The organism is Brevibacillus parabrevis (genome assembly GCF_003710905.1).
GTDB classification, from domain to species: domain Bacteria; phylum Bacillota; class Bacilli; order Brevibacillales; family Brevibacillaceae; genus Brevibacillus; species Brevibacillus parabrevis.
Genome location: NZ_RHHV01000021.1, coordinates 98,099 through 119,916, shown reverse-complemented (window position 1 = coordinate 119,916; position 21,818 = coordinate 98,099). Strand labels below are relative to the sequence as shown.

At 53.9% G+C, this 21,818-nt stretch carries 7 protein-coding genes; all 7 read right to left on the bottom strand.

Going from position 1 to position 21,818, the window contains the following annotated elements:
• Positions 1-75 precede the first annotated feature (75 nt).
• The 7 genes from EDM60_RS25490 to EDM60_RS25460 are packed head-to-tail and all read right to left on the bottom strand — an operon-like array spanning position 76 to position 21,779.
• The gene (locus EDM60_RS25490; protein ID WP_167470385.1) at positions 76-4,719 is read right to left on the bottom strand and encodes a type I polyketide synthase; all 4,644 of its coding nucleotides are present in this window, start codon (positions 4,717-4,719) and stop codon (positions 76-78) included.
• Entirely contained in the window at positions 4,712-17,611 is a 12,900-nt protein-coding gene (locus EDM60_RS25485; RefSeq protein WP_122966459.1) for a non-ribosomal peptide synthetase/type I polyketide synthase, read from the bottom strand. The genes EDM60_RS25490 and EDM60_RS25485 overlap by 8 nt, the downstream gene beginning before the upstream one ends.
• Positions 17,608-18,768: an acyl-CoA dehydrogenase family protein gene (locus EDM60_RS25480; RefSeq protein ID WP_122966458.1), complete on the bottom strand. Its 1,161-nt coding sequence runs from the start codon at positions 18,766-18,768 to the stop codon at positions 17,608-17,610. Before EDM60_RS25480 ends, EDM60_RS25485 begins: the two co-directional genes overlap by 4 nt.
• Before the next feature lie 48 nt (positions 18,769-18,816).
• On the bottom strand, positions 18,817-19,509 hold the full coding sequence (locus EDM60_RS25475) for an SAM-dependent methyltransferase (RefSeq protein ID WP_229049952.1): 693 nt from the start codon (positions 19,507-19,509) through the stop codon (positions 18,817-18,819).
• Between the two features lie 9 nt (positions 19,510-19,518).
• A complete protein-coding gene (locus EDM60_RS25470) occupies positions 19,519-19,770 on the bottom strand; it encodes an acyl carrier protein (RefSeq protein ID WP_122966456.1) in 252 nt (83 codons plus the stop codon).
• Positions 19,771-19,806: 36 nt separating this feature from the next.
• Positions 19,807-20,835, bottom strand: coding sequence for an HAD-IIIC family phosphatase (locus EDM60_RS25465; RefSeq protein WP_173598188.1), 1,029 nt, complete (start codon positions 20,833-20,835; stop codon positions 19,807-19,809).
• Positions 20,836-20,891: 56 nt separating this feature from the next.
• A complete protein-coding gene (locus EDM60_RS25460; RefSeq protein ID WP_122966454.1) occupies positions 20,892-21,779 on the bottom strand; it encodes a 3-hydroxyacyl-CoA dehydrogenase family protein in 888 nt (295 codons plus the stop codon).
• Positions 21,780-21,818 lie beyond the last annotated feature (39 nt).

Sequence of the window (21,818 nt, the reverse complement as noted above, 5' to 3'; positions counted from 1 at the left end):
GTTAATCACCTTTTTGGTTAAATGGGGAAAACGTCTTGACCGTTTACATGCCCATGGATTAGCTCGTTCTCGTTCTCACTCTCTCTTTCTCAGCTCTGCTTGTCTGGCCAAAAGCTCCCTTCCGGCGACTTCCCGCTCTTTCAGCCTTGTTGCCTCGCCTTCATCGCCTGTTCCGGTTTCACCTGCCTGGATGCTTTTCGCCAAGCTGGCAATGGTCGGATTGGCAAACAGGTCGACAATCGGGATCGGCTTGTGGAACTCTTCTTCCAGAAGCGATTTGATGCGAATCAATGTCAAAGAGGTGGCACCCAACTCAAAAAAGTTGTCGTTGGTGCTGATCTCCTCAATCCCCAAAAACGTCTCCCAAATTTCTGCGATTCTTTGTTCGACGTGATTGGACGGCTTTTCATAGTCGACCATCGCGGAAGTGCTTTTCCGTTTTTGGCGAGCGCTTTTCGGCATGGCGACAGCATTGGCTTTTCCTGCGGGCTGCTCCAGGAACCGTATCCACTGATCCAGCCGCGCTTCCAAATCACCGGGGGAATGCACAAGATGGTGCAAGCGATCTATTGATAATACTCTGCGGAGAGCTTCGATCCCTTCTTCCGGCGTCATGGCCAGATCGCCGATCGAAGACTGATACCTCGCCGCCGCTTTCTCACGGCTCCGCCATGCTTCCCAGTCAATCGTTTTCCATTTCACGCTGCGCTGTCTGTTTCGCTTGTTCGTATAGGCATCCATGAACACATTCGCCGCCGCATACGCAGCAAAGCCATACCCGCCCAGCACAGCCGCTGTCGAGGACATAAGCAGACAAAAATCAAGTGATTTTTGCTCCAATATTTGATCGAGGACGAGCACCCCGTCCATTTTCGGCTGAAAAATCGCCTGGCAAAGCCCCTCGTCCAGCTGGTCAATCGCATGGAAAAAGTGATCTCCCATGCTCGCTGCGCAATGGAAGACGCCATGGATCGTCCCGTGAGCGGCTTCGATCTCGGCTATCGCATTGGACATCTGCAAATAGTCGTCGACTTGCGCCCGGTAAACTTCGATAGTGGCTCCCGCTTGCTCTGCGTCGAGCATTTCGCGGATGCGCATACTTCGCTCGTCCTTTTCTCCGTGCTCGGCAAGCCATGCTGCCCATTCCTGCTTCACCGGGAATGATCGTTGAATGATGGCAATCGTCGCCTGATAATGCTTGGCCAAATAGCTGCCGATCATCCAGCCGATCATGCCTGCGCCCCCGGTAATTACATAAACGCCGTTTTGGCGAAAAGGCTCTGTCTTCGGCTCTGTCACCTTGACAGGCTGATAACTTGGAACCCAGCGCTGGAAATGACGGTACGCGACCAATCGATCTGCCGACTCGTGCGCAAGCTCTTCCAGCAGCATCTGGGCCATCTGTTTGGCAGCTTCCCCGGCTTCGAGCTCGGCGGTCGAAATATCAACGGTCAGCTGGCGGATGTTGTGCATCTCTTGGGGAATGACGTGCCCTAACCCAATCAGCGGCGAGTGCTCGGGAAACAGCGTCTCCTGTCCGGTCACAGCCACGGCTTCATTCGTCACGACTGCCATGCGGACGACTCTGTGCCTGTCCAGGCGCTGCAAGCCTCGCGCTGTATGCATGACGCTGTAAAAGCCTGTTTGCTGCGTCTTGTGCAAGGCAAACACATCCAGAGGGGCGCTCGGCTTTTGTCCGGCGCTCCACAAATGCAGCACATGGTCGATTCGCAGCTTTTGCTCTTGCATGCTGGCAAAAAGATTTTCGTAATCCGCGGAAGAAGCCGGATTTACCACATATCCTTGACTGCTCGCGGCAAATTCCGCACCGCTGTAAACGACGATGGGAACTTGTCCGGCAGACGACAGCTGGCGAATCAACTCGTCGCAAAGCGAGTCCCGATTGGCGAAGACGAGATACGTTTGGTGAGCTGGCGGCTGAGCGGCAAGCGGCAACACTTTTTGCTGCCAAAGAGGGGCATAAAACCAATCCTCGATCTGCGGCTTCTTTTGCAAGTTCTTTTTCGCAGATGCTTGCTTGTCGTGCAGCATGTGAAACGGATTGCCGTCTAGCCAATGATAGTCACGCTCAAACGGATAAGTCGGCAAGGAAAGTCTGTTTCGCTTCTCGGACTGGTACAGCTTCGTCCAGTCGACAGTATGGCCTGCTCCCCACAGTTGGCCCAGACGGGTGTACAAGTAATACAGGTCGTCTACTTTTTCCTGCGGATTTCGGATGATATTGAGAATCGTATGGGCCGAGTCGCGTTGAACAAAATAGCGCAGCAGAGCACTCAGATTCCGGTCTGGTCCCACTTCGACAAAAGTTAGCGCGTCTTCTTGCAAAATGTGTTGCAGACCGCGAGCAAAGCGGATCGGGTCCGTCAGCTGTCTCGCCCAGTAGCCAGGGTCTGTTGCCTGTTCAGCCGTGATCCACTCCCCGGTCATATTGGAAATAAACGAGATATGAGGGGGATGAAGCTGAATCTGCCGCATTTCCTCCTCGAACGCCTGTCTGATCGGCTCCATTAAAGCCGAGTGCAGCGCATGGGCAGTATCCAGGCGAATGCCTAGCTGTTTTTGGGACTTCAGTTGTTCCTCAAACTGCTCCACCGCTGCTCTCGTTCCTCCGACGACACAAGACGGCCCGTTGACGATGCACAAGGAGAGCGTTTCCGGAAGCAATGGCAAAAGCTCTGCTTCTGTCAGCGGGACGCTCAGCATGGCTCCCTCTTCGGTCTGCTTGATGAGCTGGCCTCTTCGGATAATCACGCGAATGGCGTCCTCTAGCGCAAACACCCCTGCCAGGCAGGCGGCCGCAAATTCCCCGAAGCTGTAGCCGATCATATAATCAGGCTTGACGTCTAGCTCCATCAGATACTTGCCGAGAGCGTACTCGAAAATGAAGACCACAAGCTGGCTAATGTCGATCTGCCTGATTTTTTGCATGGCCTGCTCGCGATCCGTTTGTGGAAAGAACCACTCCTTGCTCGGCACATCCAAGTAACGGTCGAGTATCGCAAAGCACTGATCCAGCTCTTTGCGGAACAACGGCTCAGATCGGTACAGCCCAAGACCCATCTCCACGTATTGATTGCCCAGCCCCGGAAACATGAAGACGATTTTCTTGTCGGCCTGCTCGACAACGCTTGTAAACAGCTTCCGCGAGCGCTTTCCTGTTTCGTTTCCAACGGACTGCAAAACCTCAGTCAATTCATCCGTATGGCTGGCGACGACAAAGCGCCTGTGCTCGAAAGCCTTTCTTCCAACCTGGAGAGTAAACGCCAAATCTGCCAAGGAAACATCCGGGTTTTTACGGATATAGTCGAGCAAATTCAGGCTGGACTGGTCCAGGGCGGTTTCACTTTTCGCCGAAAGCAGGATAAGCTGCGAGTCTCTGCCCTTCGCGGACTTAGGCAGCGGCGGCGCTTCCTCCAGGATGACATGGGCGTTTGTGCCGCCGATCCCGAAAGAGCTTACTCCGGCCCGCAATGTGTCTTGGATGGCAGTCAAATCGAACAGCCTGGCATTGATCTCAAAGGGCGAGTCAGACAAGTCAATTTTCGGATTCAGCTTTTGAAAGTGCAAAGTCGGCGGCAGTAACTTATGCTGCAAACTGAGCGTTGCCTTGATGAGCCCTGCAACTCCTGCCGCTGCGTCGAGGTGGCCGATATTGGACTTGACCGAGCCGATCAGGCACGTGCCTTCCTCGCTGGCAAAAGCCGTGCGCAATGCTTCCAGCTCAATCGGATCGCCGAGTACGGTTCCTGTGCCGTGCGTCTCGACAAAGTGAATGTCGGCAAAATCTACCTCGGCCAATTGCTGGGCCGTCTGAATCACCTCGACTTGCCCTTCCACGCTTGGAGCCGTGTAGGCGCTTTTCCGATCTCCGTCGTTGTTGATCGCGGAACCTTTGATGACCGCATAAATGTGATCCCCGTCCGCGATTGCTTCTTCATAGCGCTTCAAGACGACAACCCCTGCCCCATTGCCTGGCACGGAGCCTTGACTATCTGCGTCAAACGGCTTGCAGTGCCCGTCCGGCGACAGGATCATGCCCTCCTGATACTGGTAGCCGGACTTCAACGGCAAGGAGATGCTGACACCCCCAGCCAGAGCAAGGTCGCACTCGCCGTTCAGCAATGCCTGCGCGGCGAGATGGACCGCGACAAGCGATGTCGAGCAGGCTGTGTTGACGGTCATGCTCGGCCCTTTCAAATTCAGCCGATGGGCAATCTGCATCGACATAAAATCTTTGTTTGCGAGCTGATTGGCCGAAAACGGACCGAGCAGTTGGGCGCTCTCTGACAAAAAAGCGAGGGACTGCCAGTAAAGACTGCTGGCAGCTCCCGCGTACAGACCGATCAAACCAGAGTACGTGTCAGTGCAATAACCCGCATCTTCAAGCGCTTCCCAAACGCATTCGTGAAAAATGCGCACCTGCGGGTCCATGACCTCTGCTTCAAGCGGTGAATAGTTGAAAAAGGAGGCGTCGAAATATTCGCTGTTCTCCAGGTAGCCTTTTGCCGGAACGTAGTCTGGATGGGCGAGCAGCTCCGGGTCGATGCCGCTCTTTTCCAGTTCTTCCCGGGAGAAAAACGCGATCGCTTCTGTGCCATTGACCAGATTGCGCCAAAAGCCTGCGATGTCCAGCGCTCCCGGAAATCTTCCCGACATGCCGATAATGGCAATCTCAAGTCCGTTTACTTGTTTACTCATCGCTATTTGTCCCTTTTCTTTTTGATAGTCGCTGTGATCGTTTGGCATTGCCTTGCAGCAATCGCTCTTTGCGTTCCGGCACTGTCATCGTTTGCGACTTGCCTGCGTGCGCCTTCTGACTCGTGTAAGCCAGGAAAGATTCGATGGTGCGATATCGGTACAGATTGGCGATCGAAATAGTTGGATCGAGCTGCTCCGTCAAGCGCTTGTGCAAGTGGATGACGCTGAGCGAGTTTCCTCCGAGCTGGAAAAAGTCGTCACGGATGCTGACCTTCTCGACTTGCAGCACTTCTTTCCAGATCAGCGACAGTTGTTTTTCCTGCTCGGTTTTGGGCAGAACGGCTCTTTCCTTTTCCACGTTCAATGGCATGCGGGAAAGCGCCTTTCTGTCGATTTTTCCACTGGACGTATGCGGAAGCGCAGGGAGCTGCTGATAGTACAGCGGAACCATGTAAACAGGCAAGTGCCGCTGCAAATACGCCTGTAGCTGGCCTGAATCGATCTGTTCTGTCGCGCTGTAATACGCGCAAAGCATTTTGCTCTCCGCTTGTGTTCCCTGGCTGACCACGGCAACCGTCTCGATCTTGTCTGTATAGGACTGGATCGCCGATTCGATCTCCCCTAGTTCAATCCGGAAACCGCGCAGCTTGATTTGGGTGTCTTTTCTGCCCAAGTAGGCAATGTTTCCGTCTTCCAGCCAACGGGCCAGGTCGCCCGTGAAGTACAGCCGTTCTCCGGGAAGCAGCGGCAGTTCCCTGAATTTTTCGGCGGTCAGCTCCGGGCGGTTGAGGTAGCCTTTTGCCAGCTGGATGCCAGCGATGCACAGCTCTCCCGGCACGCCAATCGGCGCCAAGCCGCCTTCTTCGGTGACGATGTACAGGCGGGTATTCGCTACTGGTTTGCCGATCGGAATTAGCCGATCTTCTGCCCGCACTTCATAGAACGTCACGTCAATCGACGCCTCGGTGGGGCCATACAAGTTGTGCAGCTCTACTTCCGGCATTTTTCGGAAGAAGCGGTCCTTCACTTCGATGCTTAGCTCTTCGCCGCTGCAAATGCAGCGCTTGAGGCGAGAAAAGGAAGCTTCGTCCGCGTTCTCCGGCAAGGCGTGGAGAAACGCTGCCAGCATGGACGGTACAAAGTGCAGCGTTGTCACTTTTTGTTCGTCGATGAGACGATAGAGATACTCGGGGTCTTTTTCTCCGCCTGGTTTGGCGAAGCAGAGTATCCCTCCGATCATGAGCGGCAAAAATAGCTCCCATACCGAAACGTCAAACGTATAGGTCGTCTTTTGCAGCACGATCTCGTTTTCGTCCATGCCGTAATGCGCCGCCATCCAGCACAAGCGATTGGACATGCCGCCGTGCGTTAGCATGACTCCTTTTGGCTGGCCGGTGGAGCCGGATGTGTAGAGCACATACGCCAGGTCATCCGGCAAAAGCGGTACACCCGGGTTAGTGCGCTCATAGCTGGCGTACTGCGCTTCGTCTTCCAAATCGTAGACGGCAATCTCAGCAGAATCTGTAAAAGTCATTTGCTCGATCAGCTTTGTTTGGGTCAATACGAGACGAGCGCCGCTGTCTTCGAGCAAATACTGAATCCGTTCTGCTGGCGTGGCGGGGTCGATTGGCAAGTAGGCTCCGCCTGCCTTTTCAATCGCAAGCAGCCCGATGATCATCGCCAAGGAGCGCTCTGCCATGATGCCGACGATCTCGTTTTTCTCGCAGCCTTGCTCAAGCAAGAACCGCGCTACTTGATTCGCGCGTTCGTTCAGCTCGCGATAAGTCAGTCTCTCCCCTTCGCATATCACTGCTTGCTCGTCGCCGCGCTTGCTCACCTGCTCTTCGATGAGCGCCACCACGCTTTGGCTCCAGTCCTCATCCACTTGCGTCTGGTTGAAGCCGTCCCGCAGCAGTTGTTCTTCCTCCGCAGAAATCAAGCGAATTTCTTTAATCGGCTGCTCAGGAGCCTGTAAAATTTCTTGAAGAATTTGCGTATAATGCTTGCCCATGCGCTCCACCGTAGAGGCGGCAAACAACGCCGTCGCGTACTCCAGCGCAAAGCCCATCTGCCCTTGCTCTTCCCACGCTTGCAACATCAGGTCAAACTTGGCGATGCCGCTGTGGATATCCTGGCGTTGCACGTCCAGCCCGCGAATGCGCAATTGGCTGCGATCGCGCTGCTCCCAGGCGAACATCGTGTCAAACAACGGGTTGCGGCTGAGGTCTCTCTCTTTTTCCACCTGCTGCACCAGCTCTTCAAATGGGTATGTCTGGTGCTCAAACGCTTGCAAGCAATACGCTTTCAGCTCTTGCAAGTAGTCGACTACGCGCTTTTCCCCTGCCGGGTAGCTGCGCAGCGCCAGCGTATTGACAAAAGCCCCGACCGTCTCTTCAGTCTCCGCGCCGATGCGTCCGCCCACTGGCGTCCCGACCATGATTGCTTGCTGCCCGCTGTATTTCGCCAGCAGGATCGAGAAGCAACCGAACAGCAACATGTACGGCGTCAACTGCTGTGCGCGGCAAAATTCGCGGAGCGCAGACGCTTGCTCGTCCGTCCACACAAACCGCCTCAGGTCGCCAGCAAAATGCTTGATCGGCGGACGGCGGTAATCGGTTGGCAAATCGAGCGTTTCGTAGCCGTCCTTATATTGCTGCAGCCAGAAATCCGCTTCCTTTTGCCAATCGGCTGCGTCCCGGCTTTGTTGCCAGACAGCGAAGTCTTTATACTGCCGCTTCGGCTCCGCCAGCGTCTGTCCGTCGTAATAAGCGAGGAAATCGCTGACCAGCCGTTCAATCGACAGTCCGTCGGAAATGATGTGGTGCATGTCGATCAGCATGACGTGGCGGTCGGGCGCAATGCTCACCAGGCGAATCCGCAGCAAAGGCGCTTCGTGCAGCGAGAACGGACGAATGAAGCCTTCCATTGCTTCTTCCACGCTCGCGCCCGGCATCTCCCGCCATTCAAGCGCAAAGGGCGGAGTAGCAGAAGTAGTCAGAGCAGCCGGGGCACTCGGAGTAGCCGAAGCACCCGGTACTGCCAAACCACTCGGAGCAACCGAAGCACCCAGAACTGCCGAAGCACCCGGAACTGCCGAATCACTCGGAGCAACCGAATCACCTGGAACTGCCGAACCACTCGGAGCAGCCAACTCACTCGGAACTGCCGAAACACTCGGAGTAGCCGAAGCACTCGGAGCGGCCAACGCACTCGGAACTGCCGGAGTACCCAAAACTGCCAAACCACTCGGAGCAGCCGCAACAATCTTTTGCACCAACTCTTGCCCGTTTAACTCAAAATACGTCCGCAACGCCTCATGCCGTTGCAGCAAGCCTTCGCACGCAGCCTGCATCCGCTCCCGGTCGACAGCCCCGTGCAGCAAAAATACGCCCGGAATGTTGTACGCCGTGCTCGTTTCGTCAAACTGCTGCAACGCATACAGCCGTTTTTGCTGGGAGGAAACCGGATAGTACGGCGCTTCCGCCGCTTTTGGAATCACGACAGCCGCCTGCGGCGCTTTTTGCCGAATGAGCGGCACCAGCTCCCGGATCGTCGGATGCGCGAACACCTCTTGCATCGTCAGCTGCACCTGGAAGGCGGCGGAAATTTTCGCTTTCAACACAATTGCAGCGAGCGAATTGCCTCCCAACTCAAAAAAGTGAGCGCTAGAGGAGATGTTCTCGATGCCCAATGTTTCTTTGAAAATAGAAGCAAGAAGCTGCCCATCTTCCCCCGCCAACATTTCCGACGCGGCCATGTCCACATCGTCGCTCGCCGTTATGCGTGGCAAAGCTTTTCTGTCGATCTTGCCGCTGGACGTATGCGGAAGCGCAGCGAGCTGCTGATAGTGCACCGGAACCATGTAAGCAGGCAGATGCCGCTGCAAATGTGCTTTCAGCTTGCCAATGTCGACCTTCTCCGTCGCGCTGAAAAACGCGCACAGCACCTTGCTCTCCGCTTGTGTTCCCTGGCTGACCACGACAACCGTCTCGATCTTGTCTGTATAGGACTGGATCGCTGACTCGATTTCTCCTAGTTCAATCCGGAAGCCGCGCAGTTTGATTTGCGTGTCTTTTCTACCCAAGTAGGCAATGTTTCCGTCTTCCAGCCAACGGGCCAGGTCGCCCGTGAAGTACAGTCGTTCTCCGGGGAGCAGCGGCAGTTCCCTGAACTTTTCTGCGGTCAGCTCCGGGCGGTTGAGGTAGCCTTTTGCCAGCTGGATGCCAGCGATGCACAGCTCTCCCGGCACGCCAATCGGCGCCAAGCCGCCTTCTTCGGTGACGATGTACAGTCGGGTGTTCGCTACTGGCTTGCCGATCGGAATTAGCCGATCTTCTGCCCGCACTTCATAGAACGTCACGTCAATCGACGCCTCGGTAGGGCCGTACAGGTTGTGCAGCTCTACTCCCGGCATTTTTCGGAAGAAGCGGTCCTTCACTTCGATGCTTAGCTCTTCGCCGCTGCAAATGCAGCGCTTGAGGCGAGAAAAGGAAGCTTCATCCGCGTTGTCCGGCAAGGTGTGGAGAAACGCTGCCAGCATGGACGGTACAAAGTGCAGCGTTGTCACTTTTTGTTCGTTGATGAGACGATAGAGATACTCGGGGTCTTTTTCTCCGCCTGGTTTGGCGAAGCAGAGTACCCCTCCGATCATGAGCGGCAAAAACAGCTCCCACACGGAGACGTCAAACGTATAGGTCGTCTTTTGCAGCACGACTTCCTGTTCGTCCATGCCGTAATGCGCCGCCATCCAGCACAAGCGATTGGACATGCCGCCGTGCGTTAGCATGACTCCTTTTGGCTGGCCTGTGGAGCCGGATGTGTAGAGCACATACGCCAGGTCATCCGGCAAAAGCGGTACACCGGGGTTGGTGCGTTCATAGCTGGCGTACTGCACTTCGTCTTCCAGATCGTAGACGGCAATCTCAGCAGAATCTGTAAAAGCAATTTGCTCGATCAGCTTTGTTTGGGTCAATACGAGACGAGCGCCGCTGTCTTCGAGCAAATACTGAATCCGTTCGGCTGGCGTGGCGGGGTCGATTGGCAAGTAGGCCGCGCCTGCCTTTTCAATCGCCAGCAGCCCGATGATCATCGCCAAGGAGCGCTCTGCCATGATGCCGACGATCTCATTTTTCTCGCAGCCTTGCTCAAGCAAGAACCGCGCTACTTGATTCGCACGCTCGTTCAGCTCGCGATAAGTCAGGCTCTGCCCTTCGCATATCACCGCTTGCTCGTCACCGCGCACGCTTGCCTGCTCTTCGATGAGCGCCATCACGCTGCGGCTCCAGTCCTCATCCACTTGCGTCTGGTTGAAACCGTCCCGCAGCAGTTGTTCTTCCTCCGCAGAAATCAAGCGAATTTCTTTAATCGGCTGCTCAGGAGCCTGCAAAATTTCTTGAAGGATTTGCGTATAATGCTTGCCCATGCGCTCCACCGTGGTGGCGGCAAACAACGCCGTCGCGTATTCCAGCGCAAAGCCCATCTGCCCTTGCTCTTCCCACGCTTGCAGCATCAGGTCAAACTTGGCGATGCCGCTGTGGATATCCTGGCGTTGCACGTCCAGCCCGCGAATGCGCAATTGGCTGCGATCGCGCTGCTCCCAGGCGAACATCGTGTCAAACAACGGGTTGCGGCTGAGGTCTCTCTCTTTTTCCACCTGCTGCACCAGCTCTTCAAACGGGTATGTCTGGTGCTCAAACGCTTGCAAGCAATACGCTTTCAACTCCTGCAAGTAGTCGACTACGCGCTTTTCCCCTGCCGGGTAGCTGCGCAGCGCCAGCGTATTGACAAAAGCCCCGACCGTCTCTTCGGTCTCCGCGCCGATGCGTCCGCCCACTGGCGTCCCGACCATGATTGCTTGCTGCCCGCTGTATTTCGCCAGCAGGATCGAGAAGCACCCGAACAGCAGCATGTACGGCGTCAACTGCTGCGCGCGGCAAAATTCGCGGAGCGCAGACGCTTGCTCGTCCGTCCACACAAACCGCCTCAGGTCGCCAGCAAAATGCTTGATCGGCGGACGGCGGTAATCGGTTGGCAAATCGAGCGTTTCGTAGCCGTCCCTGTACTGCTGCAGCCAGAAGTCCGCTTCCTTTTGCCAATCGGCTGCATCCCGGCTTTGTTGCCAGACGGCGAAGTCTTTGTACTGCCGCTTCGGCTCCGCCAGCGTCTGCCCGTCGTAATAAGCGAGGAAATCGCTGACCAGCCGTTCAATCGACAGTCCGTCGGAAATAATGTGGTGCATGTCAATCAGCATGACGTGGCGGTCAGTGCCTACGCTCACCAGGCGAATCCGCAGCAAAGGCGCTTCGTGCAGCGAGAACGGACGAATGAAGCCTTCCATCGCTTCTTCCACGCTCGCGCCCGGCATCTCCCGCCATTCAAGCGCAAAGGGCGAAGCAACCGCAACAATCCTCTGCACCAACTCCTGCCCGTCCAGCTCAAAATAAGTCCGGAACGCCTCATGCCGCTGCAGCACCCCTTCACACGCAGCCTGCATCCGCTCCCGGTCGACAGACCCGTGCAGCAAAAATACGCCCGGAATGTTGTACGCCGTGCTCGTTTCGTCAAACTGCTGCAACGCATACAGCCGTTTTTGCTGGGACGAAGCCGGATAGTACGGCGCTTCTGCCGCTTTCGGAATCACGACAGCCGCCTGCGGCGCTTTTTGCCGAATGAGCGGCACCAGCTCGCGGATCGTCGGATGCGCGAACACCTCGTGCATCGTCAGTTGCACCTGGAACGCATCCACAAGCTTGGAAATAAACGATACAACCTTGAGCGAGTCAAATCCCGCTTCAAACAAGTCCTCGTCTTCCCCTACATTCGGACCGCCGATGATCTCCCCTACTAACCGCGAGATCACGCTTCCCTCTTCACTTGCAAACGTATGAACGACTGGAGCCGATTCGGCCACCTGTCCAGACAGTCGCTCCTGCGAATGCGCAGGCGAAAACGAGAGCGACGCCGCGGACTGTAGCGCTGCGCTTGCCAAGCGCTTGCCTTTCGCCCGTTTGCCAAACTGGCTGGTGTCAAAACGAAACGCATGGTTCCAGTAACGCTTTTTCGCAAACGGGTATCCCGGCAAAGAAATTCTTCTGCGCCGTTCGCCGTCGTAAAACCGTTTCCAGTCCAGGTCGACCCCATACAGCCACAATTGCGCCACCGTCTTCAAAAGCTGTTCGTCGTCCGCCACTTGCTTTCGCTCCACCCGGATCGTATCGAGCAGCTTTTGGTTGCGCTCAGGGCGCAAAAACCGCTGGGCGAGCATGCAAAGATTTCGCCCCGGCCCAATCTCGATAAATAACGTATGCTCCTGCTGCGCCAGCTTTTGCAACCCTGCCACAAAGCGGACAGGCTCGCGCAAATGCCGCACCCAGTAGCCCGGATCGACCGCTTCCTCTGGCGTAATCGGATTGCCCGTCAAGCTGGACACAAACGGCAGCACAGGCGGCTGGAACGAAACGTTCTGTACGTATTCGCCAAATTCTGCCAGCATCGAATCCAGCATGTTAGAATGCCCCGCGTGGGAAATAGCGAGCCGCATGCTGATGACCTTTTGCTCCTTCAACGCGGCTTCGAATCGGCTGATGTCCTCCTTGCTTCCAGCGACAATACACGATTCCTCGTTCACGGCTGCAATCGACAGCTCATGCGGCAAGATGGAAAGCAAAGCTTCCTCCGCCAAAGGAACCGTCAGCATGACGCCTTCCGGGAGTTTTTCCATGAGCCTGCCTCTGTGGTAAGTCAAAACCAGAGCGTCTTCCAGCGAGAAAACTCCGGCTATGCACGCGGCAACATACTCGCCGATGCTGTATCCGATCATGTTCGACGGGGCAGCGCCCCACTCCATCAGCATCCAGGCCAACGAATACTCGATGGCAAAATGCAGCGGTTGGGAAACGCTCTGCCTGTGTATCTCCCGCGCTATCTGATCGTCAGGCTGGTCGGGGTACAAATAGTCCTGATAGCGGACACCCGAGATGTTTTGCAAAATCGCGAAGCATTCATCCAGCTTCTCGCGGAAAAGCGGCTCGTGACGGTACAGATCCAAGGCCATATTCACATATTCCGCACCTTGCCCCGAAAACATGAACACAAGCGCAGGGCTTTGCTCGGAAGCGACAAAATCCCATGATTTCCGGGAGTTTTTGTCCGTCAAAACTTCAATCGCTTCCCGCACTTCTGTGCAAAGCAAGACAGAGCGGTGCGAAAAACGTTTGCGCCCTACCTTCAGCGTATAGGCGGCATCGGCCAGCTGGATGCTGTCGTCGCGCTTGAACCGCTCGCCAATCCGTCCCTTCATCTCTTTCAACGCTGCCTCGCTGTGAGCGGACAACGCGATCATTTGGTACCGCCTTTTCGCTGGCGTCTCGATCGCTGGCGGCGCTTCCTCCAAAATCACATGAGCGTTGCTGCCTCCTTGCCCGAATGAACTGACGCCTGCCCGCAGCGGAAACATGTCTTCGTTTTGCAAATCGAGCAGCTGTGTATTGAGGTAAAACGGGGAATTTTCGAAATCGATCTGCCCATTGACCTCTTCGCAATTGATCGTCGGCGGGATCATCCGGTTTTTGAGCGCGAGCGATGTTTTCATCAGTCCGGCAATCCCTGCCGCCGCTTCCAGATGCCCGATATTCGTTTTGACGGAGCCGAGCCCGCAGTAATTTTTCTTGTCCGTGTCGAAGGCCAGTTTGAGCCCTTCCACTTCAACAGGATCGCCCAATGCCGTTCCCGTTCCATGCGCTTCGACATAGTGAATCTGCGCCGCTTCGATCCCGGACCGTTCGATCGCTTTTTGAATCACGGCCGCTTGTCCTTCCGCACTTGGAGCCGAATAGCCCACTTTGCGGTTTCCGTCATTATTGACAGCCGTGGACTTCAAAACAGAGTAAATATGATCTCCATCTGCCAGCGCATCTTTGAGACGTTTTAAGACGACTAGCCCAACCCCGTTTCCGGTGACAGTCCCGGTCGCTTTCTTGTCAAAGGCGCGGCAATGTCCGTCTTTGGATAAAACCATCCCCTCCTGATGGACATATCCGGCTTCATCCAGCAAAGTAACCGCAGCCGCCCCTGCAACGGCGATGTCGCAGTCTCCAAAAAGCAAGTCCTTGTAAGCCCGATCAACTGCCACGAGCGAAGTCGAGCAGGCTGCCTGGACAGTGATCGCTGGCCCGCGCAAATTCATCCGGTAAGCAATCAGCGTCGCGAACGAATTGCTGTTGACGTGATAAATTTGGTATTGCTCAGAAGCGTAAAGCGATGGAGAGAACGTCTCCGGCACCCAGTAAATATTGTAGGCAGAGCCGACGTACAAACCGATAGAGCCTGGATACGCTTCCGGCTCGTACCCCGCATCCTCCAGGGCATGCCACGCGCACTCATGCAGCAAGCGAATTTGCGGGTCCATCCACTCGGCTTCCGCTACGGTATAGCCAAAAAATTCGGCGTCAAAGCAATCGATATCGTCGAGCTTTCCTTTCGCCTTGACATAATGCGGATTGTTCCACAGTTCGCGATCGATGCCGAGCGCTTCCATTTCTTCATCGCTGTAAAACTTGATTGCCTCGTTGCCGCTGACGAGATTGCGCCAAAACTGCTCCTTGTCAGCCGCTCCCGGAAATCGGCCTGCCATTCCGATGATCGCAACATCGGTGTCTTGAATATCCACAGTGCGGGGCTTGGCCGCTTTGGGCTTTTCGGCTGAAGGCTTGGCCGTCCGGCTCTCCCCTGTTGCTTTTGCGTGGAAGTAGTTTGCCAATTCATGAATCGTCGGATAGGTGAAAATGGTCTGCACCGGAACGTCCGTGTTCATTTCCGCTTTCAACTCATTGCACAAGCGGATGACGTTGATCGAGTCGCCGCCGACATCAAAAAACCGATCGTGTATGCCCACCCGCTCGATTTCCAGCACGTTTTTCCACGTCTCAGCAATCTTCGCTTCCAGCTTGCTTTTCGGCTCGATCGTATGTTCCAACAAATGCAGCGGCTCTTTTTGCATTTGCACCAACGCTTTGCGATCCACTTTCAAATTGCGGGTGTACGGAATTTCCGGTATCCGGTAGCAAGCAGACGGAATGGCGTAATGCGGCAGCCTCGTTTTGAGAAACGCTTTGCAAGCTGTCCAGTTGAAACCGCTGTCGACCACCAAGTAGGCAGCCAGGGCTGACTCGTTCTTTTCTTTTATTTCGATGACGACGACATCTTTGACCGGGGAAAAATCCTTCAAGGCGCTTTCCACCTCGGCCATCTCTATGCGGTGCCCGCGGATTTTGACCTGATGGTCTTTTCTCCCGACAAACTGCAAGGAGCCATCCGGCAGCCAATAGGCGTAGTCGCCCGTACAATATAACCGCTCGCCCGGCTGAAACGGGTTGGCTATGAACTTTTCCGCAGTGAGCAGCGGCTGGTTCAAGTACCCCTTCCCCAGACCTTTCCCGAAGATGCACACTTCTCCCGGATAGCCAAGCGGGCGCAGCGTTCTCTCATTCGACAAAAGATAGATGCCTACATTGGCAATCGGCTTGCCGACAGAAATCGTTTCTTCAAGCCGCTGGATCGTAGACCATACTGTCGTTTCCGTCGGGCCGTACACATTGTAGATAGACTGCTTTGTGATCGCGCGCAACGATTTGTACAAATCTTCCGATAACGTTTCTCCGCCGATCAAAATCTTTTGCAGCTGCTGCAGACTGCTCGCTCGCGCCGATTGCACAAGCAGCTTCATCCGCGATGGCGTCGCCTGGAGAATCGTCACCGACTCAGCTTCGATCAGCTTCATGATTTCATCCGGGTCCTTGAGCACCGCATCGCTCGCCAGTGTCATTTTCATTCCCCAGCAGAGCGGCGCCAATGACTCCAGGACAAAAATATCAAACGAGTAGGCAGCGAGCGCCAGAACGGTATGTTCGGGTTCAAAACCGATTTCCCGTTCCATTGCGTACAGAAAATTCACGACGTTTTCATGCGAGATCATGACACCCTTGGGCACTCCGGTCGATCCAGAAGTATAGATCACGTATGCCAAATCATCGGAAGTCGCTTGAGGGACTGTTACCGCCACTTCCCGAGCGTATTGCTGCAAGTCGCGCAGACTGTACTCTGCTTCGCTTTCTGCCTGATCCATGCACACAACGGTTTGGAGTAGCGGACACTTGGTTTTAAGCCCAGCCAACACATCCGTGAATTTCTGGACGGACACCACCACATTGGCACTAGCGTCGGAAAGCATCGTCGCGCAGCGTTCCAGCGGCAGCGTCGGCTCCAACGGCAAATAAGCGCCACCGGATTTCAAAATACCGAGCAGCGCGATCACCAGCTCCGGCCGCCTATCCATGAACAAGCCCACGACCTGGTTCGGTTGAACGCCCGCGTCCTGCAACAAATTCGCCAACTGGTTCGCCTGCTCATTCATTTGCCGATACGTAAAAGAACGGCCTTCGTATGTCAGGGCGATGCGCTCAGGCGTTTTGTCCACTTGCTCTTCGAATAGCTGATGGATCGTTTTCCCCGTGGGCAGAGCCACTTTCGTATTGACCCATTCGCCCAGCAGCTTCTGTTTCTCTTCGGGAAACAGAAAATCAACCGTGCGAATCGTTTCCAGTGGCTGCTCCACGAGGTACGTCAAAATCATTTTGTAGCGCGCGCACAGCTCCTGCACGAACGCTTCGCTATAGACGCGGCAGTCGTAGTCGACAACAAGCTCGATCGTCTCCCACAACGTAATAAAGATCGTGAGCGGATAATTGGTTTCTTCTCTATATGAAAAGGAATCGATAACGAAATTCCGATTTTTCGAATGCGGTTGAAGCGGATAATTTTCAATGACGAGCACCGTATCAAACAGCTCTTTTTCAAAAGGCAGTCCACTGTATTTTTTAATATCCCGCAACGGTGTGGAGCCATAATGCTTGCGGGCATTCATGGAAGCAAACACCCGCTCCAAAAATGCCTGGAGGGATTCGTCCGGGTCGATCGCCAATCGCAGCGGCAACGTATTGATAAACAAGCCCACCATCTTGTCTATGCCATCGAGAGACTCCTCCCTCCCCGAAACGGTCGTGCCAAAAACCACGTCTTTGCTGTCTGCATAAAAATAGTGGAGCAACGCCCATGCCCCGTACAGGTAGCAACTGATCGCATGTTTTCCTTGGCGTTTGATTTCAGCATGAAGCGACTGCGGGATGTCCAGCCGGGCCTGTTTTTTCTCCGCGGTGTGCTTGCTTGCACGAGACTGATTGGCTGGGATAATCTCTTGCAACCAGAGCGGATTTACTTCTTGCAGATAAGTTTTCCAGAACGTTTCTTGCTCTGCCTTGTCTTTTTGCTGGACCGACTTGATAAAGTCTTTGAATTTTCGCTTCGCCGCAACGGTCGGCTGGCGCTGCTCCAGCAACTGCTGATACGTCTCCATGAACTCAGCCAAAAGAATGCCCGTGCTCCACCCGTCGAACAAAATATGGTGGTGACTCAGGATCAGCTGATAGTCCTCGTCTCCCAATTTGTACAAACTGACGCGAAACGCACCTTCCCGCAGATCAAACTTGTTTGCCCGATCTTCGTCCAGCAGGTTAGCCACAAACGTGTCGCGGTCCGCGGTCACCTGTGCCGATACATCCACATAGCGCAAAAAGTCCGGCAGCTCTTTGAGGATGATGAGAAGAGGCGTTTTGACCCCTTCCCATCGAAAAACGGCACGCAGCATCTCGTTGACGGAGACGACGTGCCGCCATGCCTGTTGAAATGCAGCGATATGGACAGCCGAGGAAACATGCAAGCTGATTTGCTCAAAATAGAGGGAGCTGTCTGGTTCTTTCAAGTAATGAAACAGCATCCCTTCTTGCATCGGACTGAGAGAAATGATGTCGCTGACTTGATTGGCATCTAATTTTTTCATACTTCCGTAATCCTTTTTGGCTGATAGTAGCGGTTCGCGCCGTGCATGGCGATGATTTGCTGCTGAATTTGCGAAGACCCTTCAATGATCTCCAAAATTTTCGCCTCCCGGAAAAGACGTTCGACTGGATACAGGTTGCAGCAGCCGTTCGCGCCAAGCACCTGAACGGCATCGGAGGCAACCTTGTTGGCTACTACCGAGGAAAAGTATTTCGCCATCGTCGTTTGCACAATCGCGTCCGGATGATTGTCGGCTCGCATGCGAGCGGCTTCCCGGCAGAGCGAGCGAGCAGCATGAACGTTCGTCACGGCATCGCCGATGATGCCTTTGATCAGTTGAAAGTTGAAAATTTTCTGCCCGGACTGGTTTCTTTTGCGCGCATACGTAACCATCACTTCCAGGGCTTCCTGCGCCAGTCCGACGCCCATCCAGGCGACATTAAACCGCCCCTGGTCGAGCGCGAAGTTGGCAATGCCCGTGAAGCCCATTCCTTCCTTGCCGATCAGCTTGTCCGCGTCCACTTCCACATCGTGCAGCTCGATATCGGCAAGCTGGGAAGCTGCGCAGGAAAGCAGCCCTTCGATTTTGCGAATGTGGACACCCTCTTGCTCGCGGTCGACGAGAAAAGCGCTGATCGCGTTCGTCGTCGGATCGGAAGCAATGACGATAAAAAAGTCGGCGATCTCCCCAAACGAAATCCATTTTTTGCGCCCGGTAATCCGATACTTGTCGCCCGCTTTTTCATAGGAAGTTTTCACATCCTTGGCGCCGCTTCCTACTCCCGGTTCGGTTAAAGCAAAAGCCCCGACCTTCTCGCCCCTTGCGATGGGCAGCACGTACTGTGCTTTTTGGTAGTCGCTGCCCCAACGGATGAGCGTTTCGCCTACCAGCCCGGTCGTAACCGTCAGCAGCATCGCGGCAGACAGAGCGCCTTTTCCGATCTCTTCAACCAGGTTCCCGTATTCGAGGGGGTGCAGCTGCAAGCCCCCGTACTGTGCTGGAAAGCTTGCAGCCAAGTAGCGCTTTTCCCCCATTTTTTTGATCAGCTCGCGTGAAAGCGCTTTTTGTTGTTCAAATTCGGCAGCAAACGGTCTGATTTCTTCTTCTGCAAACTGTTTTACTTCTTCCAGAATGCTGTGTGGGCTTGTTATTGTCATATTTATTCAATCCCCATCATTCAAAATGTGCTTCTGTCTACGCTTTGCTTATTTGCATAAAATCGTCAAAAAATCGTAGACATAGCCCTGACTGACTTCTGCGCGAATCGGCTGCAAACCACTGGCTCTGAGCTGCTCCAAAGCGATTTTTTTGGTCAGCAGCTCCCGGTATCCCAGGTTGATTTCTGGGTGAACTTCGTAATAAGCACGCGTCAAAAAGCTATCCATCGGAACGATCAAAATCAAATATCCATCTTCCTTGCAAAACTGTTTGTGGATGGACAAGATTTCGGCCTTCTCTTTAAAATGTTCAATCAAACCAAAACTGCAAACAAGATCAAACGTTTCTGTCAGCTTCAGCGTGAACAAGTCTTCGAGCAAGTACGTAATGCGATCCGCATGGTTATGCGCGACTTGGTTATAGGCGTCGAAGGAGGTTTGGCAATTATCGACCAAAACCCCGCTTCCTTGGTACATCGTCAGCAAAAGCCGCGTCAAAAATCCGGTGCCTGCGCCAAGCTCCAGCACTCTCGGCTCGGGCTTGACCGGAACGTCTCGCAACAGCTTTCGAAGCACGTCGCCAAGCACCAAGCCGAGCAAGTGAGCATTTTCGCGCAAAAGTTCCCGGACGTTTTGAAAATATAGGTTTGCATCGACACCGGGTGTCTCTCCGCTGTTAAGCGTGGTAAAATACTCCGTCCAATTGAAATCAGCACTTGTATTTTTCGTCGTGTAAATCATCTGCTTCACTTATTTGTACACCGATTTGGACTGGATAAAATTCACGATGTTGTTGATCGTATTGAAGTTGGAAATTTCCATTTCGTCGCTTTCAATCGTCAGCTGAAATTCGCTTTCGATAAACGTGACCAGCTTCATCGCGAACAAGGAGTTGACGAAGCCCAGTTCAAAAATATTGTCGTCATCGCTAAATTCCACTTCATCGTCGAATACAACCAGATTGGCCAGAATAAAGTTGCGAATTTGTTCTTGAAGTTGCATGTGTAAACTCTCCTTTTTTTGATTGAATAGTCATTCCTACGAAACGAGCACATCGATATAAGGCGGGAATTTTTGAATCTGGGTCAAATCGTTTTCCAAGATGACAAAGCCATCTTCTTCTTTGGAAACTTCCTTAAAGTTGGAAAAACGATAGGAAACGTACATCATTTTGTTTCTTTCCGTATTTTTAAAGTCGGCCAGCAATCGTTTGCCGGCTTGCTTGGCCTGCTGCATGATGTGTGCCAGCAATACGGTGCCAACGCCTCTGGAAATCACCCGGCAAGACATGATGAGCAATTTGATATGCCAGTGCGTCTCGTTCATTTCGACCAGGGCGATTCCGATTTTTCCGTACGAGCCATACTTATCGGTCAGCTCGCACACGAACAGCTTGTGGTCGGGCGAATGGCGGAAATAATTCAGCTCGTCGTAGCTGTATATCCGCCCCGTCGAGTTCAGCTGATTCGTGCGGACCGTAAGCTCCTCCGCGCGTTTCAGGCAATCTTCCTGCGCCTCGCTGATTATGAACTTCATGTCCAACGTTTTCAAAAACTCTTCGCTCGTGCCTGTGAAAGACTCTTCCTCCTGCTGACGCTCCATGTCTTGCAAATACATTAACCGCCGTTTTTTCGAGTCCTCCGTAATAAAAGCCGGAATCAGCGAAGGATGTGTCAGCAGCTCGGTATAGCGCTCGGCGTGCAGGCAGTTGATCGAATCGTGCACGCTTTTCACTTCGTCCAGTTCAAAAGGCTGGTCATCGACGAACAACAGCGTGTCCATCCCGATGTTGATCGCCTGCTGGATCGCCCCGATGGATTTGGACTTCGGCTCCCAATGAATTTGCGGGTACAAAAAATAGTGGTCAATCTCAAACTCTTTCAGCTTGCGCATCGCGTCAGCGTAATTGTTTTTGCTTGCCACCGACTGCAAAATGCCGCGCTGATCGAGTTGTTCCATGATTTCCTTGATTTGCGGATAGAGGGCAACATCGTCTCCTTCCGACAAAACGCCCTTCCAGACCGTGTTGTCCAAATCCCAGACGACACATTTAATCCCGTTTTTCAGCTCCATTTGCATGTTCCTTTACATGAAATTTTGATCGGCTTCGTCCGGCACACGGCTTATCTGGCACTGTGCGCCAATGGAGACGCCGCCGTATAATCGAAAAACCCTTTCCCGCTTTTCTTGCCAAGCAGTCCGGCGTCGACCATTTTGACCAGCAGCGGGCACGGGCGATACTTAGGATCGTTGAAGCTCTCGTACAGCACTTCAATCGAGTGCAAAATCGTATCGAGCCCGATCAAGTCCGCGGTTGCCAACGGACCCATTTTATGGCTGAACCCCAAGCGGAATATTTTGTCGAGGTCCTGCGGCGTCGCCACCTGATCGTGAATCGCCCAAATACATTCATTAATCATCAGCATCAGCACGCGGTTTGTGACAAAGCCGGGCGAGTCGTTGACCAGTACAGGCTTTTTGTCGACCGACTTCAGGAAGCTTTTGATTTTCTCGATCGTTTGCTCGGACGTGTAGTAGCCACGGATGATCTCCACCATCTGCTTGAGCGGCACCGGATTCATGAAGTGCATCCCGATGACATTTTCCGGCTTGGGCAGCAGCGAGCCGACCTTCGTAATGGAGATGCAGCTTGTATTGACGCCATAAATCGTGTCTTCCGGGCAGTATTGTTTCAGCTCAAGGTAGACCTGCTTCTTGGCCTCCCAATTTTCGGTGATGTTTTCAATTACGAACGGCACGGCAGAAAAATCATCGTAAGTCGTGGTGAACAATACGTTGGCGAGCACCTGCTCTATGTCTTTTACCGGAATCTCTTTTTTCATCAGCTTGACCAGCTTGAAGTCTTCGCGCATCTTCTGCTTCGCTTTTTCCAAAATGTCGGGATGCAAATCTTTCAAAATGACGCGATATCCGTGACTAGCCAGGTCCAAAGCCAAATCCGAGCCCATTATCCCGGCTCCGACAATCCCAATCGATTCGAATGTTTTCATTTTCAGCAATCATCCTTTTCTCATAGTAGACAGCGTAAC

What these genes read in the sequence shown, in the direction of transcription:
- EDM60_RS25485 (WP_122966459.1), bottom strand. Translation starts at nt 17,611, where the DNA reads ATGAAAAAATTAGATGCCAATCAAGTCAGCGACATCATTTCTCTCAGT.
- EDM60_RS25480 (WP_122966458.1), bottom strand. Translation starts at nt 18,768, where the DNA reads ATGACAATAACAAGCCCACACAGCATTCTGGAAGAAGTAAAACAGTTT.
- EDM60_RS25475 (WP_229049952.1), bottom strand. Translation starts at nt 19,509, where the DNA reads ATGATTTACACGACGAAAAATACAAGTGCTGATTTCAATTGGACGGAG.
- EDM60_RS25470 (WP_122966456.1), bottom strand. Translation starts at nt 19,770, where the DNA reads ATGCAACTTCAAGAACAAATTCGCAACTTTATTCTGGCCAATCTGGTT.
- EDM60_RS25460 (WP_122966454.1), bottom strand. Translation starts at nt 21,779, where the DNA reads ATGAAAACATTCGAATCGATTGGGATTGTCGGAGCCGGGATAATGGGC.
- EDM60_RS25490 (WP_167470385.1), bottom strand. Translation starts at nt 4,719, where the DNA reads ATGAGTAAACAAGTAAACGGACTTGAGATTGCCATTATCGGCATGTCG.